Source organism: Rhodococcus sp. S3 (assembly GCF_058211795.1).
Window position 1 is genome coordinate 4,750,990 of record NZ_CM177074.1, and the last position, 26,483, is coordinate 4,777,472.

General features: G+C 65.5%; 23 protein-coding genes. 7 read left to right on the forward strand and 16 right to left on the reverse strand.

What is annotated here, in order from left to right:
- Window positions 1-13 precede the first annotated feature (13 nt).
- The gene (locus AC0LPE_RS21965) at window positions 14-1,264 is read right to left on the reverse strand and encodes an amidohydrolase family protein (protein ID WP_160874587.1); all 1,251 of its coding nucleotides are present in this window, start codon (window positions 1,262-1,264) and stop codon (window positions 14-16) included.
- A gap of 83 nt (window positions 1,265-1,347) precedes the next feature.
- Complete coding sequence (locus AC0LPE_RS21970; RefSeq protein ID WP_160874703.1) at window positions 1,348-2,091, reverse strand: class II aldolase/adducin family protein; 744 nt, start codon at window positions 2,089-2,091, stop codon at window positions 1,348-1,350.
- A 607-nt stretch (window positions 2,092-2,698) separates the two neighbouring features.
- Here AC0LPE_RS21970 and AC0LPE_RS21975 point away from each other — a divergent pair.
- The 4 genes from AC0LPE_RS21975 to AC0LPE_RS21990 are packed head-to-tail and all read left to right on the forward strand — an operon-like array spanning window position 2,699 to window position 6,137.
- Window positions 2,699-3,976: an MFS transporter gene (locus AC0LPE_RS21975; RefSeq protein WP_490605227.1), complete on the forward strand. Its 1,278-nt coding sequence runs from the start codon at window positions 2,699-2,701 to the stop codon at window positions 3,974-3,976.
- Window positions 3,977-4,036: 60 nt separating this feature from the next.
- Window positions 4,037-4,723, forward strand: a complete 687-nt coding sequence (locus AC0LPE_RS21980; protein WP_443208825.1) for an HD domain-containing protein — start codon at window positions 4,037-4,039, stop codon at window positions 4,721-4,723.
- Between the two features lie 7 nt (window positions 4,724-4,730).
- Window positions 4,731-5,324, forward strand: coding sequence for a hypothetical protein (locus AC0LPE_RS21985; protein WP_490605228.1), 594 nt, complete (start codon window positions 4,731-4,733; stop codon window positions 5,322-5,324).
- Window positions 5,325-5,348: 24 nt separating this feature from the next.
- A complete protein-coding gene (locus AC0LPE_RS21990; protein WP_160874589.1) occupies window positions 5,349-6,137 on the forward strand; it encodes a TetR family transcriptional regulator in 789 nt (262 codons plus the stop codon).
- A 21-nt stretch (window positions 6,138-6,158) separates the two neighbouring features.
- Here the strand turns inward: AC0LPE_RS21990 and AC0LPE_RS21995 are convergent, their stop codons facing one another.
- From AC0LPE_RS21995 to AC0LPE_RS22055, 13 genes are all read right to left on the reverse strand, one after another.
- Window positions 6,159-7,025, reverse strand: coding sequence for an alpha/beta hydrolase (locus tag AC0LPE_RS21995; protein ID WP_490605229.1), 867 nt, complete (start codon window positions 7,023-7,025; stop codon window positions 6,159-6,161).
- A gap of 50 nt (window positions 7,026-7,075) precedes the next feature.
- Window positions 7,076-8,008 carry an NAD-dependent epimerase/dehydratase family protein gene (locus AC0LPE_RS22000; RefSeq protein ID WP_160874707.1) on the reverse strand — a complete coding sequence of 311 codons (933 nt, stop codon included), beginning with the start codon at window positions 8,006-8,008 and terminating at the stop codon, window positions 7,076-7,078.
- A gap of 5 nt (window positions 8,009-8,013) precedes the next feature.
- Entirely contained in the window at window positions 8,014-8,808 is a 795-nt protein-coding gene (locus tag AC0LPE_RS22005; RefSeq protein ID WP_490605230.1) for a hypothetical protein, read from the reverse strand.
- A gap of 92 nt (window positions 8,809-8,900) precedes the next feature.
- Complete coding sequence (locus AC0LPE_RS22010) at window positions 8,901-10,742, reverse strand: NAD(P)-binding domain-containing protein (protein ID WP_160874595.1); 1,842 nt, start codon at window positions 10,740-10,742, stop codon at window positions 8,901-8,903.
- A 117-nt stretch (window positions 10,743-10,859) separates the two neighbouring features.
- Window positions 10,860-11,327, reverse strand: a complete 468-nt coding sequence (locus AC0LPE_RS22015; protein WP_160874597.1) for a VOC family protein — start codon at window positions 11,325-11,327, stop codon at window positions 10,860-10,862.
- Between the two features lie 31 nt (window positions 11,328-11,358).
- Entirely contained in the window at window positions 11,359-12,252 is an 894-nt protein-coding gene (locus AC0LPE_RS22020) for a cyclase family protein (protein ID WP_490605231.1), read from the reverse strand.
- A 353-nt stretch (window positions 12,253-12,605) separates the two neighbouring features.
- Window positions 12,606-13,526 carry a TIGR03619 family F420-dependent LLM class oxidoreductase gene (locus AC0LPE_RS22025; protein WP_490605232.1) on the reverse strand — a complete coding sequence of 307 codons (921 nt, stop codon included), beginning with the start codon at window positions 13,524-13,526 and terminating at the stop codon, window positions 12,606-12,608.
- A gap of 16 nt (window positions 13,527-13,542) precedes the next feature.
- On the reverse strand, window positions 13,543-15,441 hold the full coding sequence (locus AC0LPE_RS22030) for a flavin-containing monooxygenase (RefSeq protein ID WP_490605233.1): 1,899 nt from the start codon (window positions 15,439-15,441) through the stop codon (window positions 13,543-13,545).
- A 45-nt stretch (window positions 15,442-15,486) separates the two neighbouring features.
- Window positions 15,487-17,061: a class I adenylate-forming enzyme family protein gene (locus AC0LPE_RS22035; protein ID WP_218775636.1), complete on the reverse strand. Its 1,575-nt coding sequence runs from the start codon at window positions 17,059-17,061 to the stop codon at window positions 15,487-15,489.
- On the reverse strand, window positions 17,058-17,861 hold the full coding sequence (locus AC0LPE_RS22040; protein ID WP_490605234.1) for an enoyl-CoA hydratase: 804 nt from the start codon (window positions 17,859-17,861) through the stop codon (window positions 17,058-17,060). Before AC0LPE_RS22040 ends, AC0LPE_RS22035 begins: the two co-directional genes overlap by 4 nt.
- On the reverse strand, window positions 17,858-18,940 hold the full coding sequence (locus AC0LPE_RS22045; protein WP_490605235.1) for an acyl-CoA dehydrogenase family protein: 1,083 nt from the start codon (window positions 18,938-18,940) through the stop codon (window positions 17,858-17,860). The genes AC0LPE_RS22040 and AC0LPE_RS22045 overlap by 4 nt, the downstream gene beginning before the upstream one ends.
- Before the next feature lie 9 nt (window positions 18,941-18,949).
- Window positions 18,950-20,107, reverse strand: coding sequence for an acyl-CoA dehydrogenase family protein (locus tag AC0LPE_RS22050; protein ID WP_160874609.1), 1,158 nt, complete (start codon window positions 20,105-20,107; stop codon window positions 18,950-18,952).
- The gene (locus AC0LPE_RS22055) at window positions 20,104-21,141 is read right to left on the reverse strand and encodes a Rieske 2Fe-2S domain-containing protein (protein WP_490605236.1); all 1,038 of its coding nucleotides are present in this window, start codon (window positions 21,139-21,141) and stop codon (window positions 20,104-20,106) included. Before AC0LPE_RS22055 ends, AC0LPE_RS22050 begins: the two co-directional genes overlap by 4 nt.
- Window positions 21,142-21,575: 434 nt before the next feature.
- On the opposite strand from AC0LPE_RS22055, the gene AC0LPE_RS22060 reads away from it, so the two are divergent.
- Window positions 21,576-22,646 (forward strand): Zn-dependent alcohol dehydrogenase, encoded by a 1,071-nt coding sequence (locus tag AC0LPE_RS22060; RefSeq protein ID WP_490605237.1) that lies wholly within the window; start codon window positions 21,576-21,578, stop codon window positions 22,644-22,646.
- Between the two features lie 73 nt (window positions 22,647-22,719).
- Here the strand turns inward: AC0LPE_RS22060 and AC0LPE_RS22065 are convergent, their stop codons facing one another.
- Window positions 22,720-23,748 (reverse strand): TetR/AcrR family transcriptional regulator, encoded by a 1,029-nt coding sequence (locus AC0LPE_RS22065; protein WP_490605238.1) that lies wholly within the window; start codon window positions 23,746-23,748, stop codon window positions 22,720-22,722.
- A gap of 408 nt (window positions 23,749-24,156) precedes the next feature.
- On the opposite strand from AC0LPE_RS22065, the gene AC0LPE_RS22070 reads away from it, so the two are divergent.
- Together AC0LPE_RS22070 and AC0LPE_RS22075 are read left to right on the forward strand one after the other, a co-directional pair.
- Window positions 24,157-25,533 (forward strand): MFS transporter, encoded by a 1,377-nt coding sequence (locus AC0LPE_RS22070; RefSeq protein ID WP_490605239.1) that lies wholly within the window; start codon window positions 24,157-24,159, stop codon window positions 25,531-25,533.
- 97 nt (window positions 25,534-25,630) lie between these two features.
- The gene (locus AC0LPE_RS22075; RefSeq protein ID WP_443209097.1) at window positions 25,631-26,449 is read left to right on the forward strand and encodes an SDR family NAD(P)-dependent oxidoreductase; all 819 of its coding nucleotides are present in this window, start codon (window positions 25,631-25,633) and stop codon (window positions 26,447-26,449) included.
- The last annotated feature ends 34 nt before the right edge of the window (window positions 26,450-26,483 follow it).

Here is a 26,483-nt window from a genome sequence, read left to right on the forward strand (position 1 = left end):
GTTCAGAATCCGGTCAGAAGCTGTTCGGGTCGTCGATCACGCTCTGTGGCACCGGATGACGGTACAGCTTGGACGCGTTCTCCCAGGTGATCTTGCGCAGCTCGTCGGCGGAGAGTCCCTTCATGGACTCGCTGACGACCTCCATGGTCCGCGGCCACAGGCTGTCGCTGTGCGGGTAATCCTCCTCCAGCAGGATGTGATCGATGCCGATCCGGTCGCGCAGCACCATCGTCGACGGGTCCTCCACGGCGCAGAACCAGAAGTTCCGCTTCAGCACGTCCGCGGGGGAGATGTCGATGCCGTCCCACGTGCCGTACATCGACGAATACGTGGTCATGTGGTCGAGGCGGTCGAGAAGTGCGGGAACCCAACCGATTCCACCTTCCGACATCACGATCTTGATGTTCGGGAAGCGTACCGGGATCTTCGAGAACAGCCAGTCGACGGTCGCGAACATGGCGTAACCGAAGAACAGTGTGCCGGACACGTCCGGCGGGGCGTCCTCCGACGTGCTCGGCGACGTGCTGGACGAGCCGATGTGCAGGTTGATGACGGTCTCGGTCTCCTCGCACGCCCGCATGATCGGATCCCAGTGACCCGAGTGCACGGACGGCAATCCCAAGGCATGAGGACCCTCGGAGAAGGTCACTGCCTTGAAGCCGCGCTCGGCGTTGCGGTAGATCTCCTGGGCACCGATCTCGGGATCGAGGAAGTAGGGGATCTGGCAGGGGATAATGCGGTCCGGGTACGGGCCCGCCCACTCCTCGAGGTGCCAGTCGTTGTAGGCGCGCGTCGCAGCGAGTGCCAGTTCCTGATCCTTGGTGCTGAGCTGCAGACGCTGGCCGGCGAATCCGGGGAGAAACGACGGGAAATTCAGGGACGCATACACACCCGAGAGATTCATGTCCTTGACACGGTGGTGGATGTCCCACGAACCGCGGCGCATGTCCTCGAAGCGCTGCGGGTCGAAACCCCACTCGTCGACCGGGCGTCCAACGACCGCGTTGAAGCCGACGTTCGGGATCTCCTTACCGTCGTACACCCAGATATCCGCACCGTCCCGGTGAATGACCTTGGGTGCCCGGTCGGCGAACTTCGCCGGCAGGCGACCCTCGAAGGTGCCCTTCGGCTCGACGATGTGGTCGTCGACGGAGATGAAGGGGAAGGGCCGGTGCGCCTTCTCCGGCTCGGGCAGGAAAGTCACCTTTCCCTTGACGTTCTGGGTGAAGTCGGTGTTGTGGATCAGTTCGTCGAGATTGGCCATCTCGCACACTCCTCAATTGTCGGGGGTCGGCGAATCCGGCTGCGCTACTCACGCAACCGTAAATGCTTGGGATACAGACGTTGTCAGTTGAGAACGTCGAGATCGGCTCGGACCAGCTTGCGAACGGCGCCGGCCCAGTAGACACCGGCCGCGCGCTCGACGAGCGCCTTCTGCATCGCGACGCGAATGCTTTTCTCGATCGGTAGTGGGTCCTTGCCGAGCAGCAGGATGTCATACGCCAACCGGCAGAACCGGTCGATCGAGGCCGCGCGGTAGACCGCGAGTTCGATCGTGTCGGCTGTTGTGATGATGCCGTGGCTGGCGAGGATGACGTTGTTACGATCGCCGATCTGGTCGGCGAGGCCCCGGCCGAGTTCGGCGTCGTTGATCTCGCCCCCGTACTCGTCGACCAGGGACAGGTCGTCGTCGTACAAACTGCCGGTCTGGTGCGCAATCATCGGCAGTACACCGACGGCGGCCAGCAAGGTCACGTAGTACGGGTGGTTGTGGATGACCACCCGGGCGTCAGGACGACGCCGATGCAGTTCGGTGTGGATGTGGTAGGCGGGCGTGACATCCCACTTTCCCTCGATCACAGCACCGTTCGCGTCCACGCGACACACGTCGGAGGCCTTGACCTCGTCCCACCACAACCCCCACGGGTTGATCAGGAGACTGTTGTCGTCCCGATCGGCCCAGGTGATGTGGCCGGCCATGTTTTCGCTGAAGCCGTCGTGCGCCAGGATCCGGAACGCGCAGGCGAGTTTCTGCTCATTGCTGAGTTCGACCCCGATCGGGGGCGTGGCACGCGGTCGCCACTCACCCATCGAATCGGGACCACCCCCGATCGCAGTCGATTCGTCGTACACAGTCACAGCGCCTCCAGGGGTGAGATTGGGGTCACAAAGTCGGACATGGCGAACTCTAACTTACAAAAGTTACGAATGTAAGCCGCCCTTCAGGCGATGCTCTCATCTTCGCGGACAACACCAGTGGGCCTCCACCCACGACCTGCGCAGGCCTGCATTCTTCCGGCCTACACCCACTCCGCCGAGCGGTCCGAATCGGTAGAGATTCACCCCCTACCCTAATGAACCGGGAACCAGCCAACCGCTTGATTGACATCGTTCGCGGATCGTCCTAGATTTGTGACGAGCGCCATACGGCACCCCGCCCCTCGGCGTTTCATGCCCCCGACCGCACTCCGAATACGGTCAGGTGCGAAGGCCGAGGGCCCCACGACGGCACTGTGTCCCTCGAACTGCCCTCGCACACCGCGCGCCTGCTCCTCCATCCCCTCAACCCCACAGCATGCTCCCGACAAGGAGAACCGGCATGACCGCTTCGCCAACGCAGAACGACCCCTCGGGAAGGCCGACGCCGCCGAGCCGGCCTCGGGCCAAAGGCCGCGCTCGGATGATCATGGCCGTCAACATGGGAAACACATTGGAGTGGTTCGACTGGACCGTGTTCGCGATCTTCGCGGTCTACTTCTCCAACCAGTTCTTCAACTCCACCAACGAGATATCGAACCTGCTGTCGACGATGGCGGTGTTCGCGGTCGGGTTCGTGATGCGCCCGATCGGCGGGCTGCTCTTCGGGCTGGTCGCCGATCGCCGCGGCCGCAAATTCGTCATGGTGCTGACTATGACCCTCGTCGCAGTATCGAGCGTCCTCATCGCGATCGCGCCCACCTACGAGCAGATCGGTGTGTTCGCATCGTTGTGGCTGCTCGTCGTCCGCTGCGTTCAGGGTGTCGCACACGGTGGTGAGCAGGGCGGTTCGTACACCTACATCGCCGAGGTGGCACGGCCGGACAACCGCGCGCTGTGGGGTACCACCGTCATCATGTCCACCGTCGGCGGAACGGTGCTCGCCACCCTCCTGGGCGCGTTGATGCGGACCGGGATCGACTCCCAAACGATGGCCGACTGGGGCTGGCGGATCCCGTTCCTGATCGGCGGTGCACTCGGCTTCTTCGCACTCTACCTGCGCCGTGGCCTCGAAGAATCCGAAGCCTTCACCGATCGGGCCGCCGAGGCCGTGAGCGCGGGGGCTCCGTCGTCGGTCCGCTCCGCGCTCCGCGACATCTGGGCGCAGCGCACCTCGATCCTGCGCGTCGTCCTCCTTGTCGGCGGCACATCGGTCTTCTCGTACACCTGGTCGGTGAACGCGCCCGCGTACGCCATCAGCTTCTACAACGTGAACGACAAACTGGCAATGTGGGCCGGCGTGGTCGCCAACGTCGTCTTCATCTTCGCTCTGCCGCTCGCGGCACTGCTGGCCGACCGGTTCGGACGTCGTCCCAACAACATCGTGTGGGGACTGCTGGTGGCCCTGCTCGCCTTCCCCCTGTCCGGCATGCTCGACGACTCGGCCGTCACCCTGGTCGTGGCGATGTCCCTGGCGCTCGTCATCCAGGCACTCGCGGCCAGTACGCAGGTCGCCTGGTTCGCCGAACTGTTCTCCACGAAGTCCCGCGCGGCGGGTACAGGAATCGCCGTGTCGCTCGCAGCCGCGATATTCGGAGGTACTGCGCCGTACCTCAATTCGTGGCTGACCTCCCGCGGCACGCCGGACCTGTTCACCTTATACGTCATCGTGCTCGCACTGGCTGTCGCCGCCGCCGCCTACTTCACTCAGGAGACCAAGGGCCTGGCCCTCACCGCGGAGAAAGACGCCCCAAACGAAACCACCGTCCGCTCTACCTGACCGCCGCGGGCCGACTCACACCGATCACCGACACCGACACCGACACCGAAAGAAACTGACATGGTCAACAACACCCGTACCGTCGAATTCTCCCGGATGGACGACGCCACCGCTGCGGAGATGGAACTGATCCGGGACGAGGCCGCCATCCATCGACGCGACCACTGGCTAGGGACGGTGGTGCGTCTGCTCGAGTCGATGAAGGGCTACACGTTCGGTTACCGCGTCGATCGCTACGAGCATTCGTTGCAATCCGCGACCCGCGCGCACCGGGAGGGCGCCCGTGTCGATATGGTGATCGCCGCACTGCTGCACGACATCGGCGACGATCTGTGCCCGGACAATCACAGTGAGGTCGCCGCCGCGATCCTGCGACCGGTACTCGACGACGAGGCGGTGTGGATTGTCAAGCACCACGGTGTCTTCCAAACCTACCACTACGGTGACAAGCTCGGCATTCCGACCGACAGTCGTGACCGGTACCGGGACTCGCCGTATTTCGACAGCTGTGCCCACTTCTGCGCAGCCTGGGACCAGGAGTCGTTCGACCCCGACTACGATTCGGAACCTCTCGAGTTCTTCATGCCGATGCTCGAGGAGGTCTTCTCCCGCCCACCACGCGCGTGGGGTGACCAGAACCTGGTGTGGTCGAAAGAACCCGTCGACGATCCCTCGGGCGGCAATGCCGCCGAGGGCGACATCCGAGCGTCTGCGGTCGAATCCGCAACGGCCGCATCGTCGAATTGATCGCATCATGAGAGTCAAGACCGTCGACGTATTCACCTGCCGGGAAATCCTGCGGATCCGGTCCGGAATCGAACAGTACGCGTTGCCGGAAGGGTTCGGTGAGTACTACTGGGCCGAACTCCTCAGGGACTGTTCCGAATCCGACGCCCTCGAAACCACCTGGGCGCATTACCGCACGAGCACAAGACCCTTGACCCCGGCAGACATCCTCGGGCAGGTCGAGTCGCGACGCGCGGCCCGGGTGGCAATGGTTGCGAGGGTCGCCGATGGTCTGCTCGGCGAACGTACACGGTTCAGCTGGACCGCAGAGCAGCTCGCCCAGTGGAAGTCCACCTTCGAAACCGAGATCGGCAGAGGAGCGGATGTCGAGGATGCGCGCGAGTGCGCGGACAACGACGTTTGCGGTGCAAGTGATTCAGGCGATGATGCCGCCGCAGAGATCGCTCGTCCGATAGCCCTGGCCCCTCCCCCTGCCGACTGTGCCACGCGACGACCCCATTCGGGAGCGAGGAACTCGTCGCCGCCACCCGCGGTAAACAGCCCTGACCCGCTGATAGCCTCGTGGCGGCACCTACACGAATCGTCCGCATACGAGAGGTAAACAGTGACAGCCAGCCGGCGTCAGATGATCCTGGCCGAATCGGCTCGGTTATTCTCCGAACGAGGGATCTCGGCCACCACGATCCGCGAGATCGCCGATGCGGTGGGCCTGAACTCCGGGACTTTGTATCATTACTTCGACTCCAAGGACGCAATCGTCTCCGAGATCCTGAGGAGTTTTCTGACAGACCTGGTAGGCAGTTACAAGAGCGCCTTGACCAGCACCGGAACGGCCCGCGACCGCCTCGAGCTCATGGTCCGGGTCTCCCTGAAAGTCGCAAACCAACACCCGTACGCTACGGAGATCTATCAGAACGAGTTCGACAACCTCGGTGCACTTCCCGAGTATGCGGAGATCGCCGGAGCCGTAGAGTCCTCCCACCGGGTGTGGTTCGATGTTGTCGATGAAGGCGTGCGTGGCGGTGAATTCAAGTCCGGTATCGACGTCTTCGAATTCCAGCGGATGATGCGAGAGTGCGTCTTCCAGTCGGTCCGGTGGCACCGGGACACGCTCGCCGCCGACATCGAATCTATAACGGCTACCGTCACGTCGGTGTTCCTCGATGGGTTCGCTCCGGAACGTACCGGCTCATCCGATGCGACGACGCCACCATCGTCGACGGATGCGCGGCGCGAACCGGTACCGGCTACGAGTACCGGTCCGGAGCCCCCCGCCGACGCACTGGACGGCCTTCGTTCCGAACTCGACGAACTGCGCTCCGACATGCGTGCCATGCAAAGCCTTATGAAGACGTTGTCCACAGAGCACGACACGACCGATGCCACCACTACCGAAGGTCCTACGGACAGGTAGAACCCTCGGCCCACACAGTCATCAGCCTCGACCAGCCCGTTCGATGGACCGGACGAACCGAGCACACGACTCGATCGAAGCGACGGAGACGCTGTGGTCGGGGTAGATCAAGGGCCAGGTATGACCTTGATCCGCAACCACTTCCAATGTGCAGGTGACATTCGACGTCGCGAGTGACGCGGCCAGCCCGAGTGCATCACCGACCAGTGCCTCGCTGCCGCCGACCTGGATCAGCGTGGGAGGGAAGCCCGCGTGGTCGGCCAACAACGGCGAGGCGAGCGGGTCGCTTGCAGGGGCACCCTGCAGGTAGTCCTCGCGCGCCGACTCCGCCGTCGTCAGCGGGAAGAAGACGTCGGGCGCGGTCTCGTAGAACGGCGACGAGCAGTGCAGGTCGAGCCACGGCGACAGCAGCATCAGCCCGTCGGGAGTGCGCAGACCGCCCGCCTTGGCGGCGACGATCACCGCAGCGCCGAGACCGGCGCCCGCCGAGTCACCGGCAAGGACGAGCGGTCCCTCCGCCGCGGACGTAAGTGCCTCGTAGACCGCGACGGCGTCGCGCAGACCGGCCGGGAACGGGTTCTCCGGCGCGAGCCGGTACCGCGGCAGGACGACAGTGGCTTCGGCACCCGCCGCGATCTTCGCCGCGTAGGCGTTGTATGCCTCCGGGCTGCCCATCCGGTATCCGCCGCCGTGCAGATAGAGGATGGTAGCCCGGTCGCCGGCCCGGACGGTCCGGCACGGCACACCCGCGAATTCCGCATCGCCCGCCGTCACTCCCAGCGCGGGGTCGATCTCGGTCGCGGCGAACATCGCGCGGCGTTCCAGCAACTGCGGGCTCGCCTGCGTACCGGTCCGCTCGGCGGGTAGCGCATCGTGCACTGTCGGCATGTCGTCTCCCCTGTGGTGTCTACAAACAGTGGTGTTCTACGAAAGGATGCTCACGAGTGGACTGTCTCGACGAGCTTGTCCGGGTGGCGGGCGGCGATCGTCCGGCGGATGCCCTCACGCCAATCCACCGTGCACGGCCCGGTGATGGAGGCACGCAGCGTGGTGTCCGCGATGGATCCGCGCAGCGTTCCCTCGATGGGAGCCACGTCGACGACGGGCTCGACCCCCATCAGCTCACCGGCGTAGGCTGCCCACTCCTGCACGCTCACCGGTTCATCGCCTCCCCAGTTGACGATGAGAGCAGGTGTGGAGGCCGCCTCGAGCAAGGCACCGACCTGGGTGTTGATGTCGTCCTCGTAGATCGGGCTGTACATGCACGGATCCCAGCGGGTGGTGATCGGCCGACCGTCGGCGATGGCGTCGACATGCATGGCCGGGAGTCCCCCGTTGGGGCCGTACGACGCGTTCATCCGAGCGATCGTCACCGGGACACCGAAGGCGCGGGCGGCGAACCGCGCGGTGGCCTCCTGGCTGATCTTCGACATCGAGTAGGTCGGGGTGTGGGTGCTGTTGCACTCGCCCAGCGGTGACTGTTCGGTGAACAGGTACATCGGGTCATCCTGCGGGCGGTAGACCGAATGGGTCGACATCACGAGTGCGCCTTGGGCGGACCGGCAGTGCTGCAGGAGAAGTCCGGTGCCTTCTGCGTTGGCGCGGATCGCGGCGTCGTAGTCCCATCCCGGAGCCAGGCTCGCCGCCAGATGTACGACGTACGTGAAATCCTCGGGTACACCGTCGAAGTCGCCGTTGCCGAGATCGCAGGTGACCGGGATGATTCCCGCGTCGGTCACCCGCTGCCGGTCGTCGGGCCGGCTGTACCGCGCCAGTCCCCACACCTCGTTCTCGGCCGCCAGCGTCCTCGCGATCGGGAACGCGATCTGCCCGGTCACCCCGGTCACCAGGATCTTCTCACCGCTCAACACGGGTCTCACCACAATTCGTCGGTGTACTTGTCCGTACCGACCACGGTCGGGACGAACGGCGATGCGAAGGTGACCTTGCCCGCACCCGACTTCTCGATATCCGTGGCGTAGTCGACGATGTGCTGCCAGCTCGCGGTCGGCTCGTCTTCGAGAAACAGCATCTGAAGGATGCGGTCGGTGGTTCCGCCGTCGTTGCCCATCTTCATCGGCACGTTGTGGTCGGAGGGCCAGGGCTTCATTCGCCAGCTGCTTATCAGATCGACGGCACCCTTGCCGACCAGGGTCTTGGCCGGTCCGTTGTCGATCATGTCGATCGCGGCGGCGCGGTCGAGGCCCTCTGCTGGTTCGATCATCACGGTGACAAGGCCGCCGTAATGGTGATCGTGTGCGAGTTCGAGGGGGACGCCGTCCTCCTGCGCAGAGACGGTCGAGTCCGGCAGGTACTGGCCGGTGTGGACGTGCTCACGCTCGGCGAAGCCGCGGCCGGCGGCGTACAGTTCGCCGACCTGCTTCTGCGCCCAAGCGTCTGCAACTTCCGCATCGGGCTCGTGTACCCAGTAGATCGCAAGGTACGAACCCTCCTCGGTCTTCGTCGCGACCGGTCCGGTCTCCGGGAAGCGCAGGTCCTTCAGAGCCTTCGTGGCGACCCAACGGCTGCCGGTGAACCAGCCCGGACCGACCATGCAGCCCGAGTAGCGGTGATCGCGCTCGTACCAGCGGTTGTACTCGACTTCGTGGCCGCGCGACGGATCCACCATGGTGAACAGTGCGTAGCCGAGTCGCACCGGAGTCAACGTCATTACTCTCTCCTACTTTCGTGAACCGGACGCACGGGCAGCCGAGAGGTCGGCTGCCCGCGGCCCTCGAGAATTCCTGCCGGTATGCCGCCGGCTCAGCGGGTCGCAGCGATGCCGTCGAAGGTGTCGTCCTCGCGCCACTTCTCGAGCATCTCGAAATATTCGTAGCCGGGTCCGTACAGACCGCCCGCAAGGGTGCTGCGCTTGTCGTCGACACGGCCCTCGTTGTTGTAGTGGCCCGGAGTGCACGAGAGGTTCCATTCCCGTCGCATCTCCGCGTGTTCGGCAATGGTCGCGTTCCAACCTGCCTCGGCCTCGGCGGTCGGTTCGATGGCCCGGATGTCTTCCTTCAGGCACTTGCCGACCATGTAGACCATGTGCCGGGCCTGGTTGTCGATAAGATTCGAGATGTTCGAAACCTGGGTCGACTGAACGAATCCCAGGAAGAACAAGTTCGGGAAGTCCTTGCTGAGGAAGCCGTGGTAGGTGCTGGCGCCCTCGGCGAACTTCTTCGACAGCCGGTTGCCGTCGCGGCCCAGCACGTCGTAGCCGGCCTTGTCGGTCCAGGTGCGTCCCTGCTGGAAGCCCGTCGCGTAGATGATGAGGTCGACCTCGTACTCGCGGTCGCCGACGACGATGCCCTTCTCGGTGATCCGGTCGATCGGCGTGGTGGAGGTGTCGACGATGTCGACTGATTCCTTGTTGAACACCGGAAGGAAGTCGTCGCTGAAGCCCGGCCGCTTGCACATGGTGCGGTAGTAGGTCTTGAGTTTGGCTGCTTTGGCCGGATCCTTGACGATGGCGTCGACCCGGTCGCGCAACATCTCGTTCCACTCGTAGTCCGAGCGCTCCATCGCGTCCATGTACTGCTCGAGGGTCGGTTCCGCACCGCCGGCCTCGTAGATCTTGCGCATCTGGTACTTCGCGAACTTGATCCAGCCGTCGTCGACGTCGCAGTCGACGGTGGCGCGGTCCATCGCGCACTTGTCGAAGGAGACACGACGCTCCTTCTGCCACCCTGCGGGCAGCGCCTTGAACCATTCGAGGTCGGTCGGGGCGTTCTCGCGGGGCGCGATCTGGCTGGGCGTGCGCTGGAAGACGACCAGCGACTTCGCATGCTCGGCCAGGTGCGGGATGGCCTGGATGCCGGTGGCACCGGTGCCGATGATGGCCACGCGCTTGTCGCGGAGACCGGTCAGATTTCCGGTGGTGTCGCCGCCGGTGTAGCCGTAGTCCCACCGACTGGTGTGGAAGCTGTGGCCGGCGAACTTCTCGATGCCCGGAATGCCGGGCAGCTGGGGGCGGCTGAACAGGCCGCTCTGCGTGGAGACGAAGCGGGCGCGGAACACATCGCCGCCGTCGGTGCGCACCGTCCACCGCGCGGTGTCCTCGTCCCATTCCATCTCGGTGACCCGGGTCTGGAACAGGGCGTGCTCGTACAGGCCGAACTGCGTGCAGAGGGACTGGGTGTAGGCGAAGATCTCGCTGCCGCGCGTGTATCGCTCGGTGGGGATGTACCCGGTCTCCTCGAGGTACGGCAGGTAGATGTACGACTCGATGTCGCAACGCACGCCCGGGTAACGGTTCCAGTACCAGGTGCCGCCGAAATCTGCTGCGACGTCCAGGATCTTGAAATTCGTGACACCGATCTTCTTCAGCTCGATGCCGGTACTGATGCCCATGAAGCCGGCGCCGATGACGAGCATGTCCAGGTCGGCGGTCTGCGGCGGCGTCGTGCGCGGACCGTCCGCGTGCGGGTCGGCGTCGTAGTCCGCGAACTTGCCTTCGAAGTCGATCGCCTGGAAGGTATCGGCACCGGTGTTCGGCAGGCGCTTGTCACGCTCTTCGGCGTACTTCGTGCGGAACCATTCGAGGTCGTCGACCTTGCGCTTGGGTTCCCAGAGGTGTGGATCGCGTGTGGTGTCGGGGGCGGTCATGAAAGTCCTTTGGTCGTGACTACGTCGGGATGTGCGGTCCGGCGATGGAGGAGGTTCGTCGGCCGTGACGCATTCAGCGATGTATCGAGGGGAAGCCGTGATCCGGCGCAGGTCCGGTCACCAGGGGGTACCGGCAGGGATGTGCATGAGCTCGACGCGGTTGCCGTCGGGGTCGGCGACGAACACGAACTGCGGTGCGGTCGGATCGCTCAGACCGGCGCGGGTCTCCGGCACCAGGGTGCCGCCGAATTCGCACAGCGCGTCGGCTGCGGCGTCGATGTCGTCCGCGAAGAACGACAGGTGGGTCATGCCCAGATGGTTACGCCGGGTGGGCGGGGTGCCGATCACGCCGGGCTGCCGGTAGGACAGCAGTTCGATGCGCAGGCCGTCTTTCTCCAGGAAGGACGAGGTGAGGCTGCACGGTGCATCCACTTCGGGGATCTGCTCGTCGATGTCGTATTCCATGATCTTGGTGAAACCCAGTCCGTCGCAGTAGAAGCGAAGACTCTTGGCGAGATCGGAGACACACAGTCCGACGTGGGAGGTGCGGTAGGTGTGTACGGCAGCTTCGGTGTTCGCAGTCATCCGGGGGTCCTGTTCGTGTGAGGGGGTTCGGTCAGCCGACGGCGACGGGGGTGACCGGGCTCGCCGTGCCGCCGGTGATCTTCAGCGCGCCGATGGTCAGCAGGAACTCGTAGCACCGGTCTGCGGCGAGTTCCGCGAGGTTCATGTTCTCGACCAGGTAGATGCCGTGCTCGACGAGCAGGATGATGTGTCCACCGAGGTAGACGTTCTGGTCGAAGGGGATGGGCTCGATCGCGGCGTTGTCGGAACCGACCAGCGCGACGTCCTTCTCGGCGAGGAAGGCGGCAGCTTCGAGGCCGATGCCCGGCTGCGGCATCATCTCGCTCTGGTTGACCAGGTAGTCCTCGAGCCATCCGGTGCGGATGAGCACCAGGTCGCCGGTCTGCAGTTCGACACCCTGGTCGTCCAACGCCTTCTGCAGGTCGTCGACGGTGATGACGTAGCCGGGCTCGAGCAGGTCGACACCCTTCGACGCCGCGACGTCGATGAGGACGCCGCGGCCGGCGATGCCGCCGACCTTGTCGATGCTGCACTTGGCCGCACCCGAGTACGGGGTGACCTGGTCGGCGGGGTAGCCGTTGTAGATCTTGTTCTCGGAGTACACATGGCACAGCGCGTCCATGTGCGTCGAGGTGTGCGACGGCATGACGAGCTGGTCCTCGTTGGCACCGACGCCGGGGACACCACCGTTGGCGAGGGCCATCGCCTCGTCCTGATGGTTGGTGAGGGTGAGGCGCTGCGGGATGCCGCGGTATTCGAGGTTCGGCACGCCCGATCGCTGGATCGGAATGCTGAGACTGTAGGTCTTGCCCGTCTTGGGCAGGCGGAGGGCGGCGAGGACCCGCTCCGGCGTGAGGTGGTTGAGGGCGCCCAGCTCGTCCGCTTCGCCCCAACGGCCCCAGTTCGACTTACGCGTGCTCAACATCGACTCCTCAACATCAGGTCCTCGGTAACGAGGTGCAGGGGTGGTTGTCGGTCGCTTTCGGGATATGCCGGACGACGAGCGAATCGGATTCGTGAGCGACGACATCTATCCGTACGACTTGTGACCGGACTCACTGTAGCCATCGGCTACGTTTGCGTCAACAACTCCGCCGAATTTTCGATTGCCTTCGATCCGGTCCGGAATATACCGATCACCTCGGCGGGCGGGCCCGCGAAATCGCGACGGCAGGTGAGCATTTAGGAACCCGACGGTTTCGTGCGGTGGAATCTTTCCGTTGACAATGTCGGATCGGTGTGAGCACGTCGGACCTGCCGGGGGGGGGACGACCGGCGTCAACCCGCCAGCGGCCGGAGGATCTGCTCCCCGAATCCCGCGACGAATTCCGACGCACTCTCGAGCGACCGGGCATCGGCATGCACACACAGGTGCGTGACACCGACCTCCGCCAGTTCGTCGGCGCGCTCGACGAACCGCATCACGGAGCGGGAGTCGGCGACATCGACCGGTGGGGCCTCCACCTGGATCGAGATCTGTGCCGAGTCCCGGCCGGCACGGAGCAGTTCGTCCCGCACGCGCCCCACGGCGCGACGCAGGCCGTCGACGCCCGTCATCGATGCCGTCCGAACGGAGGAGGTCATCTCCTCGGACCCGACGACCGGGCACCACCCCTCCCCCGCCGTCACCACCCGCCGGATCGCCGCACGACTGTTCCCACCGATCCACAGCGGTGGATGCGGTTGCTGCACAGTACCGTACAGACGCATCTCCCCCGTCCCGCCGAAACCGTTGCCGGTCACTGGTGTGGACGGCGACATCCAGATACGGCGCAGGGCGTCGATCGCTTCGTCGAACAGTGCGGCGCGATCGTCGAAGTTCACGCCCAGTGCCGCGAACTCCGACCGCAGGTATCCCGCCCCCACCCCGACGACCAGACGTCCCCCGGACAGCAGATCCAAGGTCGTCAACGCCTTGGCGGCGAGATACGGATTGCGGAAGGGCAACACGTAGAGGTTGGTCATCAACTTCAGCGACGTGGTGGCCGCAGCCGCATACGCCAGCGCAACCGCAGGCTCGAAGCTGTCGTGTCCGCCGGCGTCGAACCACTTCGCAGACGGTGCCGGATGATCGGCGAGACACAGTGCCTCGAAACCGTGATCCTCTGCGCCCCTGGCGATCCGGGCGAGCACGGCGCCCTCGCGGAAGCAGGGCTCCGCACCCGCGACGTCGCCGGGATACTCCAGAGTGAACTTCACTTCGGAGGAGAGTGCGTTACTGCGCGTCGGTGAAGTCGTAGTGCGACTCGTCCGGCTTCTCGCACAGCTCGTAGTACTTCTCGCCGTTCCACGGCGCGTTCATCTGCAGCCGACCGAACTCGTTGACGTAGTAGTTCTTCTCCATCGCCGAGTTCGGCATCAGGTAGATGAGCTTCTTGGCCTCTTCGTGCAACTGCTCGTTGTACTCGTCGAAGGCGTCCTTGCGGATGACCATCGACGCCCGGCCCTTCTCGAGCATCCCCACGATGCACTCGGCGATGTAGCCGGTCCAGACCTCGAACCACACCGGCAGACCCGCACCGCTGGCCACCGGCTGCGAGTTGGGGCCGTACAGCATGAACATGTTCGGGAAGCCGGGCACCGTCATGCCGAGGTGCGCCTGCGCACCCTGCGCGGTCCACACGTCCTCGAGGGTCACACCTCCGAGGCCGAAGTACTGTGTCGGCCAGATGTACTTCTCGGTCTGGAAACCGACCGCGGCGATGACGAGTTCCGTCTCGCGGGCCTCCCCGTCGGAGGTGACGATCGCCGTGTCGGTCATCCGCGCGATAGGGGTCGTGACGAGTTCGACGTTGTTTCTGGTCAGAGAGGCGTACCAGTTGTTGTCGACCACCGGACGTCTCGTCATCGGCGGGTAGTCCGGGACCAGCTTGTCGATGAGATCCTGTCGGCCGTCGACCTGTGCCGAAATGTAGCCGACCAGGATCTCGCGCAGCATGTCGTTGCGCTTGCTGATCTGCCCCCCGTTCGCGATCCACTCCGCGTCCGGCATGAGCACGTTGCGCAGGTCGATGGTGGCCAGGCCGGCGACGTACTTGTTCCAGTTCCAATAGAACGGCATCTTCTGGATCAGCCACTGCAGTTCGTCGGAGATCGGCACGCCGTAATTGGTTCGCGGCGAGATCCACTGCGGTGTGCGCTGATACACCGTCACGGATTCGGCCTTCTCGGCGATCTTCGACAGCAACTGCACACCCGTCGAGCCGTTGCCGATCACGGCGACCTTCTTGCCGGCGTACTCGACGTCCTCGTTCCACCGGGCGGTGTGCACGATCTGACCGGTGAAGTCGGAGACTCCCTCCACCGAGAGTTCACGCGGCGTCGCGAACACACCGCTGGCGGCGACGACAACGTTCGCCTCGACCTCGGTGACGGACTCCTCGCCCTGCACGGTCAGTGTCCAGCGCTGCGTCGGTTCGTCGAAGCGGGCTTGGGTGATGTCGGAGCCGAACCGGATGTGCTCGTACACGCCGTACTTGTGCGCCACGTGGTCGATGTACGCGCGCACGTCGGACTGTCGGGCGAAATACTCGGTCCACGGGTACTTCTTCTCGAAGGCGTACTCGTAGGTGAAGCTCACCGTGTCGACGCGTACGTCGGGATAGGTGTTGATGCTCCACACCCCGCCGACCTCGACGCGACGCTCGTAGATCGTGAACGGGACGCCGAGATTCGCCAGCTGCACACCCATGGCGATACCGGCGAAGCCGGCACCGACGATCGCGACGTGGTAACCCTCCGGAATCACCTTCTCCCCGTGCCATTGTGCCTGATAGGGCAGGTCGGAGAAGGCCGGGAGCTTGTGCCGCATGATCAGATCGTCGGGTGCGAGACTGCGGGCTTCCGCCATCTCGAGCAGCTCGACGATCTCGTCCCGCGACGGGACCGGCAGCGCCGACTCGTCCGGTTCGGTGAGCAGGTACTCGACGGCCTTCGCGCGGATGAGCGCGGTGTCCTCGTCGGAGAACACGATCGCGTCCGTCGTCGGGCCGAATGCGCGTTCGGGAGTGATCGCGGCGATCTCCGCGTCGCGGGTCGCCTGGTACAGCGCCATCCGCAACGCATTGGTGTCGGCGCACTCGACGGCGCGCTCTATGAAGCTACGTCCTGGCATGGGAACTTCCAATTCTCGGATTCGGGGGCGGGCACGGGGGCCGTGTCAGTCGACGGCCGCGCCGGACAGTGCCCGCTGGTCGATGACGGACTGCCGGAGATGCTGCTTACGGATCTTCATCGTCGGGGTCTTCGGCATCTCCGAGACGATCACGATGTCCTCGGGGAATTTCGCCGGCGAGATACCTGCCTCCCGGCAGTACGCACGGATCTCGTCGACGTCGAGATCGGCTGTACCCTCGTGCAGTTGCAGGACAGCGCAGATGCGCTCACCCGACCGGTCGTCGGGAAGGCCGATGACGGCGACGTCCGCGACGGCGGAATGCGCCGCAAGGACCTCTTCGATCTCGGTGGGGCTGATCGATTCGCCCTTGCGGATGATCAGATCCTTCTCCCGGCCGACGAGGACCAGATGACCCTCCGCCTCGAGCCTGCCGGTGTCGCCGGTGAACATCCAGCCGTCCGAGTCGAAGGGACGGATGATCTCGCCGTCGGCGCGGTATTCCTTGAACAACATCGGGCCGCGCAGCCACACCCGGCCCACCTCGCCGATGGGCAGCACGTCGTCCTCCTCGGTGCGGATCTGCACCTCGCACCCGAGCACCGGACGACCGGAGGTGGTGGCCAGTTGCTCGATGCTGTCGCTCATCCGCGCCGAGGTGATCATCGGGCATTCGGTCATGCCGTAGGCGTGCAGGATCGGGATGCCCATCTCGGTGAGCACGTCGCGGAACAGCTTCTCCGGCATGGGCGCTCCACCGCCGGTCAGCATGCGCAGGGTCGGCACCACGCGAGCGCCCGGATTCTTCCGCTGCTCCTCGAGCAACAGTGCGTAATGTGGGGTCGAACCACCGGTGATGGTCACGCCCGCACGACGCATCAGGTCCACGGCGGCACGCGGCTCGTAGACCTCCATGAGCGTCAACGACATGCCGGTGGTCAGCGAGGCGATCAGCAGGTCGGGCCCGCCGATGTGCGCGTACGGGAAGAAGATGGTGCCGACGTCCTCGGCCGACGCACCGATCGCATCGGCGAGGGAGACGCCGCCGGCGATGAGCGTGCCGTCCGTGTGGCAGACACCCTTGGGCGCCGACGTCGTTCCGGAGGTCGTGTAGATCCAGCGCACCTCCTCACGGCCGACCGGCGCGGGAGGAAGGCCGGCCGGGTCGCCGTCGGGCAGTTCGGAGGAGACGATCAGCAGGTTCAGGCGGTCACCGCTCGCCGCACGCAGCTCCTCGGCCATGGCGCCGTGGTCGAAGCCGCGGAACTCTCCCAGGGTGATCAGCCATTCCGACTCGCACTGGGCGACCATCGCCCCGACCTCGCGTGCCCGGTAGAGCGGGATGATCGGGTTCTGGGTCACGCCGAGACGCGACAGCGCCAGGCTGAGCACGACGGTCTCGATGCGCGTGGGCAGCTGCCAGCTCACCGTGGAACCGGGTTCGATGCCGCGGGCCAGCAGACCGGCCGCGACGCGTTCGGCCACGGAGACGACCTCGGCGAAGGTCATGCGGCGATCGTGCTCGTCGATGAGGGCGACGGCGTCGCCGGTGGTCTCGGCCCGCAGGGCCAGCAGATCCCACAGGGAGACTGCGTCGTTCGGCGCGATGTCCGAGTTCACGAGTTCTCCTCCTTCGTCTTCGAGGTGAGCGGGCCGGGCGTCAGGAGCGGATATCCGGTGCGCAACAGGGCATTCGCGTGCCCGTGCCAGTGGATGTCGAAGGCCGACTGCAGGGCCGCCTGCTGACCCATGATGTCGAGGGTCTGGTTGACGGCACGCTTGGCGGTGGCCAGTCCCCACGGATCCATCTGCGCGATCTCCCGCGCGAGGTCCATGGTCTGCGTGTCGAGTTCGTCGAGCGGGACGACGCGGTTCACCATGCCGGCGTCGAACGCCTCGGCCGCGGTGAGCTTCCGGGCGGTGAACAGCATCTCCTTGGCGCGACGAGCACCGAGTTCCCAGGTGTGCGCGTGGTATTCGACGCCACCGACACCGAACTTCACGACGGGGTCGCTGAAATAGGTGTTGTCGGCCGCGACGATCAGGTCGCACGGCCAGATGACGTTGAGAGCCCCGGCGACGCAGGCACCCTGGACCGCTGCGATCGACGGCTTCGGCACGTCGCGCCACTTGCGGGAGAAACCGAGATAGTGCTCGGTCTCCCAGCCGTAGGCGCTCTCGAGGGTCGTCTTGCCCTCTTTGAAGTACCCCGGGGCCACGGTCTTCAGGTCGTGGCCGGCGGAGAAGTTGTCGCCGTTGGCACGCACGACGATCACCTTGACGTCGTCGTCGCGGGCGGCCTCCTGCCAGCGGGCGTCGAGGTCCTGCAACAGCGATGCGTCCTGCGCGTTGTGCTGGTCCGGACGGTTCAGGCTGATGAGGGCGACGGCGTCGTCGACGCGGTAGTCGATGTAGCTCATCGGCCGGTCCCGGTGTAGATGCGGTCGAGAGCATCGACGATGTCGGCGTCGTTGCGTGCGGCAGAACCGAAATCGAACTGCCAGCGCTTGGCGGCGTCGGTGAACAGGTGCACGTTCGATTCGATCATGTATCCGATACCGGCGTGGACCTCGTGCGCCGAGTGGACGATCTCCTGCGCGGCCTTCGCCGCCTGCTTGCGCATCAGACCGATGTGCGGCTGCGGATCGAGACCGGCGTCGAGGGCGGCGGCTGCGGACCGGGCGTGCACCGAGGTGAAGTGCGCAGCGATCGCGAGGTCGGTGCACAGGTACTGCACCGCCTGGAAGCGTCCGATCGGTCCACCGAACTGGTGCCGCTGCTGCGCGTACAGCACAGTGATGTCGAGCAGCTTCAGCCCGGCACCGTAGAGCTGTGCCGCGCGCAGCACCGCGCCGCGCTGCTCTGCGACCTCGACGGCACGGTCGGCGTCGGCGCCGCGGGCCAGCACGGCACCGTCGGCCACCGGCACCTTGTCGAAGGTCACCGCGAACATCGGGTACCCGCCCATGTTCGGCATCGCCTCGACAGCAGTCGCGGAGCTCGCCTCCACCACCGCCACAACACTTTCCGAACCGGATGCGTACACGAGGAAGCTGTCGGCGTCGCCCGCGTGGTCCACGGCCAACGCGACCCCGTCGAGCGTGCCGTTCTCGTAGGTCACCGCCGAACCCCATTCGGGGGACGGGAACACCGGGACCACCACGGCCTCGCCGTTGCCGATGCGCTTGGCGAGGCCGATTGCCTCGTCGGTGCCGATCACCAGCGCGGTGTCGCGGGACATCGTCAGTTCGAGCAACGGAGTGGCGGCCAGCGCCCGTCCCGCCTCGACGAAGATGCCGGCGATCGTCGCGAGCGACGGGCTGTCGGCGTCAGCGCCGGTCGGGTCACCGAGCTGCAGCCAGCCGAGTTCGGCGAACTGCGCGACCTGGTCCGCGAACGGAACCGTGTTGGATCGGTCCTCCAGCGGCGAGTACCGCGCGAACACCGACTTGCTCACATCTGCGAGGGCAGCGAAGTCCTCGCCCCATGCCAATTCCATCTTCAGCTCCTATCGGGGCAGGCCGAGGCCCCGCGTCGCGAGCACCATCCGCTTGAGTTGGGACGTTCCGCCGGCGTGGTTGGCGAAGGACTGCCGGTACCACGCCTCGGGCTTTCCGTTGAGGGGGGCGTACGACGATCCCGACCGCAGCTGGCTGGTCGGGCCGAGCACCCGGTCGTAGATCTGCGCGAACAGCGGTTCGTACTCCTTGGCGGCGACCTGCTGGACGCCACCGCCCCACGGGGTCTGGCGGCCATGCGCGTTGTCGCCGATGATCTCGTAGGCGAGCAGACGCTGGGTCTGGACGATGCCGGCGAGTTCGGCCAGGTCGGCCTTCACGTGCGGGTCGTCGAGCTTGCCGGGGATCGCCTTGCAGTACTCGAGCAGGTCGCGCAGCCGCGCTTCCTGCATCGCGTAGATCGGTTCGACCGTCCCCGACGCGTAGAAGGCACGCATGATGTACTGCCAGCCCTTGCCCTCCTCGCCGATCAGCGAGGACGCCGGCACGCGGACATGGTCGAGGAAGGTGCTGGACTGGACGCCGCCGCCGTAGTTGCGCATCGGGTGCAGGGTGACGCCGGGGCTGTTCAGGTCGACGACGAAGATGCTGACGCCGGCGCTCAGGCTCGCCTCGGGGTCGGTGCGGGCGGCCACGTACAGCACGTCCGACATCGGTCCCCAGGAGGTGAATGCCTTCTCGCCGGTGATGACCCAGTCGTCACCGTCCTTGACGGCCTTGGTCCGCAGGGAGCCGAGGTCGGAACCGGCACCGGGTTCGGTCAGACCCTCGGCCCAGAGGGTGCGCATGTTGGCGATGTCGGGCAGCAGCCGCTTCTTCTGTTCCTCGGTGCCACCCACCAGGATGGTGCCGGCGGCAAGGAAGATGCCGACAGAGTTGATCAGAGGGGCGTCGGCCGCGTACAGCTCCTCGAGGAAGATCTGATTGAAGATCGGGGTCAACCCCTTGCCGCCGTATTCCTTCGGCCAGGTCAGGCCGATCCATCCCTTGGCGGCGATCTTCTTGCTGAATTCGACGGCGATGGACCATTGTTCGGGCGCGTCGTCGAACTCGGGATTGAAGGCGTGTTCCTTCGGCAGCTCGGCGTCGAGGAACTCCCGGATCTCGGCGCGCCAGGCCTCGTGCTCTTCTGTCAGGGTCGGTCTCATGAGGCGTTTCCTGCCTGGAATTCGTCGGTACCCGCGGTCTGCTCGGCGTCACCGCTGCCGAGGTGACCTTCGGGGTAGAAGCGGCGGGCCCACTGACGGATGTCGCGGAAGCCCGCAGCCTCGGCGGTCGCGAGACCCGGGGGCTCGGTGTAGCGCTGGTGCTCCCAGATGGCGATGTCGGCCTTCAGCTGTCCGACGGCGTTCCGCTGTCGCTTGGCCACTCGGGTCTCGTCCTCGCCGTCCTCCTTGCTCGCCCACGCGGAGAACCGCACGATCGAGTGCTCGTCGTCGACGGGAGTGACCGCGGTCAGCGAGCAGATGGAGCCGACGCCGTCGGCGTGGGAGAAACCGAGCCCGAGGCCGAGGAGCGAAGCGCGGGTACGGCCTTCGACGAGTTCGTACGCACCGTCGGCACCGCGGCGCTTGAAGTTCAGGGCCAGCTCGGTCTTGAAATCGATGTCGCCGAACTCGCGGTGGACGACGGTGGGAAGTTCGTCGGCGCGGTGGACGTACTTGAAGTGCGCGAAGTCGACGCCGTTCTCGGCGGCGTACTGCGGGTGGATCGGCAGTTCGTCGCTCTGGAAACAGCCGGCCTCCCCCAGTTCGTGGTAGTCGTCCGCCGTACCGCAGGTGGGGAACAGGTCGAAGATGCTGGGAACGTCGTACAGGGGGTCGCGTCCCTCGACGTCGTGCCAGATGTACATGATCCCGTCGCGCTCGACGGTCGACCAGGTACCGATCCTGCGAACCCGGTTCGTGGCCTTCTGGTACGGGATGCAGGTGTTGCGACCTTCCGGGCTCCACTGCCAGCCGTGGAAGGGACATCGGATGTCGTCGCCGGCCACCGTGCCACCGTGGCCCATGTGAGCGCCGAGGTGCTCGCAGTACGCGTTGAGAACCACCAGACGGCCGCTCTCGGTGCGGTAGGCGACGAGGTCGTGGCCGAAGTACCGCAGCGGCTTGACGTCGCCGACCTGGATGTCGGTGGACCAACCGATCTGGAACCACCCCGTCGGCTTCATCGATAAGGCCATGGGTGACATTTCATCCTCCTGAAATGTTGCAACAGAAGCTCTTTCGGCACCTGCGCGGAAGACTTTCCACGACGAGGGCGTTCACGGATCGCAATCGACGGGCATGCGTGGGCACACCTGCTTCACCCGGCGTCCGAGCAGATTCTCTCTGCCCGATCGCCGAGGTCACTGCAACCCCGTGTCGTGACTGGCATCACTGTAGCCATTGGCTACGCTTGCGTCAACAAGTCGAGGAACTTGCGTCGTTTCACCAGTTGGAGGCGGTGTCGACGCCATGCTTGACGGCCGGACCCGCCGGCCATAGCATCACCGACATCGATACAGGTGCCACCGCGGTGGCCCCGGATTTCCCACCACCCCTTCGTTTCCCACCCGCATCCCGCCGTGCTTCCGCGTACCGCCCGAGTGGGTTCCATCGACAGCGAGGTCGAGAATTGAAAGCGATCGTCTTCGACGGCACCGTCAACAAGCTGGTCGACGGTGTCACCGTCCGCGACCCCGGCCCCGGTGAAGTCCAGGTCCGCATCGTCGCGAGCGGCCTGTGCCAGAGCGACCTGAGCGTCGTCAACGGCAAGATCCCCTTCCCCACACCCGTCATCCTCGGACACGAGGGCGCCGGCATCGTCGAGGCCGTCGGGCCCGGCGTGAGCACGCCCGCCGTCGGCGACCACGTCGTGCTGTCGACGCTCGCGACCTGCGGTCAGTGCACCGCATGCACCTCCGGACGTCCGACGATGTGCCGCGCTTCGTTCGGCAACCGGGAGACCCCCTTCGAGCTCGACGGCACCCCGATCCACAACTACGCAGCGCTGTCGACCTTCACCGAGCGCATCGTCGTCAAGGCCGGGCAGGCAGTGCCGATCTCGAAGGAGGTTCCGCTGTCGACGGCGTGCCTCATCGGTTGCGCGGTGCTCACCGGCGCCGGAGCGGTGTTCAACCGTGCTCGTGTCGCTCCCGGCGACTCGGTGGTCGTCATCGGCGCCGGTGGCATCGGCCTCAACGTCATCCAGGCCGCCCGCATCGCCGGGGCCACGACGATCGTCGCCATCGACACGAACCCCGACAAGGAGGCGAAGACCAGCCTGTTCGGCGCGACCCACTTCGTCGACGCGACCGCCGGCGACACCGTTGCCGCGATCCGGGAGCTCACCGACGGCGGTGCCGCCCACGTCTTCGACTGCGTCGGCGGGGAGGCCATCACCAGCCAGGCGATGGAGATGCTCGACTGGGGCGGGCAACTGATCATGCTCGGTGTCGCCGGGCCCGAGGCCAAGCTGTCGGTGCCGGCCACCACCTTCTACATGGACCGCTCGGTGCTGGGATGCCGCTACGGTTCGTCACGTCCGGGCGCGGACATCCCGAAGTACGTGGAGATGTACCGGTCCGGCCGACTCCTCCTCGACGAGCTCGTCACCAAGACCTACGAGCTGGAGAGCTTCGAGTCCCTCGTGGACGACGCCCGTAACGGAAGGCTCGACCGCGGTGTGCTGCTGATGCCGTCCTGACAACGCCCTCTCGACGGAACAGGCGGACGATCCCTTCGGGGGCCGTCCGCCTGTTCTTGCGTTTTCTCTTCGGTCAGCGGTCCGGCCGAGCGGCGTAGACGAGCAACTTGAGCAGGTCGCTGACCTCTCGGCGCAGGTCGTCGCGGCTGCGCCACCGGTTGTCGGAGAGCTCGATCATGTACGGCTCGTACAGATCCCACACCGAGCCGATGACACCGACCAGCGCCGCCAGCACGCTCGGATCGAACTCGCCCCGGATCTGCGGCGGGGTGGGGTTCTTCCACAGCGCCTCGATGTGTTGGCGGTATCCACGCGACCGCGCTTCGCCGAGCAGCCGGTCCGGCTCGATGCCCTCAAAGATCGACCACATCAGCATCCGGCCGAACTGACCGGCGTCGAGGTCTGCGCCGATGGAGTTGTCGATCGCGTCGTAGGCATCCTTCTCCGCGGTCAGGCGGTCGCCGCCGTAGCCGACCAGCAATTCCATCACCGCCACCAGCAGGTTCTCCTTGGTGCGGTAGAAACGGTGGATCAATCCGTACGACACGTCCGCCTCGGCAGCGACCTCCCGGAGCGTCACCTTCGCAGGGCCTTTACGCGCGAAGAGATCCGCGGCGGCGCGAAGGATGGCCTCCTGCGCTCCGGACGCCCCTGGCCGGGTGGGTCTCCACTCGGCGACCTTCTTCTCCGCGATTTCGGGGTCGGGCTCGGCCTGCAGCGCAGGATGTTCCTCGATCGAGCCGGTCGTGCAGGTGCCGGCCAGCCGCAGCGCGTCGTCCTTGGTCTCGGGGTCGAGCAGCAACTCGGCGGGAGTGCGATCGAATCCGTCGACCTTCGTGATCGCCCACAGGGCGATGGCAGCAGGTTCGATGTCCTCGTCGAAGACCGCGAGGAACTCGGGGACCTCGGGATGGATCGTGTGGGTCTCGGAGTCGAACTGCCACACCGGAAAGAGCGTCACCCCGTCGCCTGCATATCCGAGCATCTTCCGGCTCCGGACACGCTTGTTGATCGCCTGACGACTGATATCCAGGAAGCTCGCCACCTGTGGCGTGGTCCAGACGTCGTCGGCGAAGGCGGCGGTCTCACTGAGGTGCTCCATATGGCGCAGACCCTATCATGATCGGCGACAGCGGGATTCGCGTGACGAATCCGCTCGCCGGTGCAGACGGCGACCGATCGGTGTTCCGATGTCGCATCCCATCTTTGCGAATCTCCGACGCCCTGTCATCCTGCTCGGCGGAACAACATGCCGACACATATTGACGCAATCGTAGCCAATGGCTACTGTGACGGCAGTCACTGGGTCGGCGGTGGCTCGGTGCGACCGCGTCACCGCCACATCGATGCCGGAAACCCGGACGCTGCTCCGAATAGGAGACGCATACGCCTCCGCCCGATGCGGAGGCATCGACGTCTGCGCGGTCCGCTCACGAGACCGCCCGCACCGAGTCGGAGCCGAACTTTCCCGGTGGACACACACCGGAGGACACAACCGAACAGGATCGATATGAACTCACCCGAGATCGCGCCGTCACCGAGCGTGGCCCGCAGGGCATCGCTCGCAGGCTTCTTCGGAACTGCCGTCGAGGCCTACGACTTCATGGTCTTCACCTTCCTCATCGCCTACCTGTCGCCTCTGTTCTTTCCCAGCGACAACCCCGCGGCCGGAGTCCTGAGCACGCTCGCGGTTCTCGGTACCGGATTCCTCGCACGCCCCATCGGCGGCATCGTCTTCGGCCGGATCGGTGACCGGTACGGCCGTCGTTTCGCTCTGATCGTCACGATCTCCGGAATGGGCGGGGCAACCATCCTCATGGGCCTGTTGCCGACGCATGCCACCGTCGGAATCCTGGCCCCGGTCCTGCTCGTACTCACCCGCATGCTGCAGGGCTTCTTCGCCGGCGGCGAGCAGATGGGTTCGGCCACCTTCGTTGCCGAGCACGCCTCCGCCAAGAACTACGGCATCCTGAGCGCGATGACCCCGGTGGGATTCGCATTCGGTGGCGCTCTCGCTCCCCTGGCCGTCGCACTCACCACCACCCTGACGTCCGAGGAGACGATGGCGAACTGGGGTTGGCGGATTCCGCTCCTCATGTCGCTGCCGTTGATGCTGTACGTGCTGTATCTGCGCAAGCGTCTGGAGGAATCGCCCGATTTCCAGGAACTCGCCGGTGCGCACAAGGTCCAGTCCTCCCCCGTGCGTTCGGTCGTCACGCGGTACCCCGCGACCCTGCTCCGGGTGATCGCACTCAGCACCTCGGTCCTCGCGATCGGGTATGTGGTTCCGGCGTACATGCCGTTGTTCCTGCAGCAGCAGGTCGATATGGCACCGGGCGTCACCGCCTGGATCGCTACCGCCGGATCGACCTTCGCCGTCGTCATCGGTTTCGGTGCCGGCTTCCTGATCGACAGGGCCGGTCGCAGGAACACCATGGTCATCGGCCTGGGCATCATCCTGGTCTCGATGTTCCCGATCATGTACTTCATGAAGGCCACCGGCGGAAACCTGATCGTCACCGCCGGCGGGCACATGCTCCTCGTCGGCCTGGCCGGCGCATCCGCCGTCCCCGTCTACGCGACGCTCACGTCGGCATTCCCCGCCGCGGTCCGCTACACGGGCGCTGCCATCGGATTCGGTCTCGGCTCGGCGATCGGTGGAGGCCTCGGCCCCTATCTCGCAGGGAAGTTCACCGCGATCACGGGCAATCCCTACGCCGCCTCCGGCGTCGTCGGCGCTGCAGCCCTCCTGGGCATCGTGGTGATCGCCACCATGCCGAACAGCAACAGCAGCGCTGCACCCGAAGCCTCGCTCATCACGGGCGACGCCGAATCCGTCGACGCGGACCCGGTCGAGGAGCCTGCCCCGGCTCCGAAGATGGTCTGACACGTACCGATCGTGGCCCCGATGCATCCGTACGCATCGGGGCCACGCCCATGACTCCACGGCCTCGAGGCCGCCTGTCCTCTCGATCGGAGTACACATGCCCCAGGATTCCGCACCGTCGCACGGCTCCGCCGACAGCGACCGAATCATCGACTACCGCAGTCGATTCGACCTCTCACAACGCCGCTATCTTGTACTCGGCGGCGGGCAGGGAATGGGACGGCAGGTCTCCCACGCCCTCGCCCAGCTCGGTGCCGAGGTGATCGTCGTCGACGTGGACCGGGCCCGTGCCGACGCGGTGCGCACCGAGATCGGCTCCCGGGCCACCTCGGAGCAGGTCGATGCCACCGACAACGCCGAGATGGCCGCATTGGCCGAGCGGGTCGGTGAGCTCGACGGTGTCGTCGACGTCATCGGCATGGCGCGCTACGGCTCCCTTCTCGACATCAGCGACGAGGACTGGAGCTGGGAGGAGTCCATCGTCCTGCGTCACGCGGTGCTCGCGCTGCGGCATTTCGGTCGTCGGCTGCGCGACCGCGGCGAAGGGTCCGTCACGTTCGTCTCGTCGGTCTCCGGTATCGGCAGTTCTCCGGTGCACGCCGCCTACGGTGTCTACAAGGCAGCACTCGGCTCATTGGTCAGGTCCGCGTCGATCGAATTGGGGCCGTACGGTGTTCGCGTCAATGCCGTGGCTCCCGGGTTCGTCGTCACACCGCGGATCTCGGCAGTGCTCGACTCCGACGCACTCGAGAATACCCGCACCCAGATTCCGCTCCAGAGGTTGACGCTGCCGGCCGACGTCGCCAGCGCTCTGACCTTCCTCGTGAGCGACCTGGCCCGGACGATCACCGGCCAGGTGATGATCGTGGACGGCGGGGCTACCAACAAATACCCGTACGACATGTCGGCTTTCTGAGTCGATACGAGCCTGCTTTGGAAAACGTCACGAT

What these genes read in the sequence shown, in the direction of transcription:
- AC0LPE_RS22040 (WP_490605234.1), bottom strand. Translation starts at nt 17,861, where the DNA reads ATGAGCTACATCGACTACCGCGTCGACGACGCCGTCGCCCTCATCAGC.
- AC0LPE_RS21985 (WP_490605228.1), top strand. Translation starts at nt 4,731, where the DNA reads ATGAGAGTCAAGACCGTCGACGTATTCACCTGCCGGGAAATCCTGCGG.
- AC0LPE_RS21965 (WP_160874587.1), bottom strand. Translation starts at nt 1,264, where the DNA reads ATGGCCAATCTCGACGAACTGATCCACAACACCGACTTCACCCAGAAC.
- AC0LPE_RS22070 (WP_490605239.1), top strand. Translation starts at nt 24,157, where the DNA reads ATGAACTCACCCGAGATCGCGCCGTCACCGAGCGTGGCCCGCAGGGCA.
- AC0LPE_RS22075 (WP_443209097.1), top strand. Translation starts at nt 25,631, where the DNA reads ATGCCCCAGGATTCCGCACCGTCGCACGGCTCCGCCGACAGCGACCGA.
- AC0LPE_RS21995 (WP_490605229.1), bottom strand. Translation starts at nt 7,025, where the DNA reads ATGCCGACAGTGCACGATGCGCTACCCGCCGAGCGGACCGGTACGCAG.
- AC0LPE_RS22065 (WP_490605238.1), bottom strand. Translation starts at nt 23,748, where the DNA reads ATGGAGCACCTCAGTGAGACCGCCGCCTTCGCCGACGACGTCTGGACC.
- AC0LPE_RS21990 (WP_160874589.1), top strand. Translation starts at nt 5,349, where the DNA reads ATGATCCTGGCCGAATCGGCTCGGTTATTCTCCGAACGAGGGATCTCG.
- AC0LPE_RS21980 (WP_443208825.1), top strand. Translation starts at nt 4,037, where the DNA reads ATGGTCAACAACACCCGTACCGTCGAATTCTCCCGGATGGACGACGCC.
- AC0LPE_RS22005 (WP_490605230.1), bottom strand. Translation starts at nt 8,808, where the DNA reads ATGACGTTGACTCCGGTGCGACTCGGCTACGCACTGTTCACCATGGTG.
- AC0LPE_RS22055 (WP_490605236.1), bottom strand. Translation starts at nt 21,141, where the DNA reads ATGGCCTTATCGATGAAGCCGACGGGGTGGTTCCAGATCGGTTGGTCC.
- AC0LPE_RS21975 (WP_490605227.1), top strand. Translation starts at nt 2,699, where the DNA reads ATGGGAAACACATTGGAGTGGTTCGACTGGACCGTGTTCGCGATCTTC.
- AC0LPE_RS22020 (WP_490605231.1), bottom strand. Translation starts at nt 12,252, where the DNA reads ATGTTGAGCACGCGTAAGTCGAACTGGGGCCGTTGGGGCGAAGCGGAC.
- AC0LPE_RS22045 (WP_490605235.1), bottom strand. Translation starts at nt 18,940, where the DNA reads ATGGAATTGGCATGGGGCGAGGACTTCGCTGCCCTCGCAGATGTGAGC.
- AC0LPE_RS22015 (WP_160874597.1), bottom strand. Translation starts at nt 11,327, where the DNA reads ATGACTGCGAACACCGAAGCTGCCGTACACACCTACCGCACCTCCCAC.
- AC0LPE_RS22030 (WP_490605233.1), bottom strand. Translation starts at nt 15,441, where the DNA reads ATGCCAGGACGTAGCTTCATAGAGCGCGCCGTCGAGTGCGCCGACACC.
- AC0LPE_RS22010 (WP_160874595.1), bottom strand. Translation starts at nt 10,742, where the DNA reads ATGACCGCCCCCGACACCACACGCGATCCACACCTCTGGGAACCCAAG.
- AC0LPE_RS22050 (WP_160874609.1), bottom strand. Translation starts at nt 20,107, where the DNA reads ATGAGACCGACCCTGACAGAAGAGCACGAGGCCTGGCGCGCCGAGATC.
- AC0LPE_RS21970 (WP_160874703.1), bottom strand. Translation starts at nt 2,091, where the DNA reads ATGGGTGAGTGGCGACCGCGTGCCACGCCCCCGATCGGGGTCGAACTC.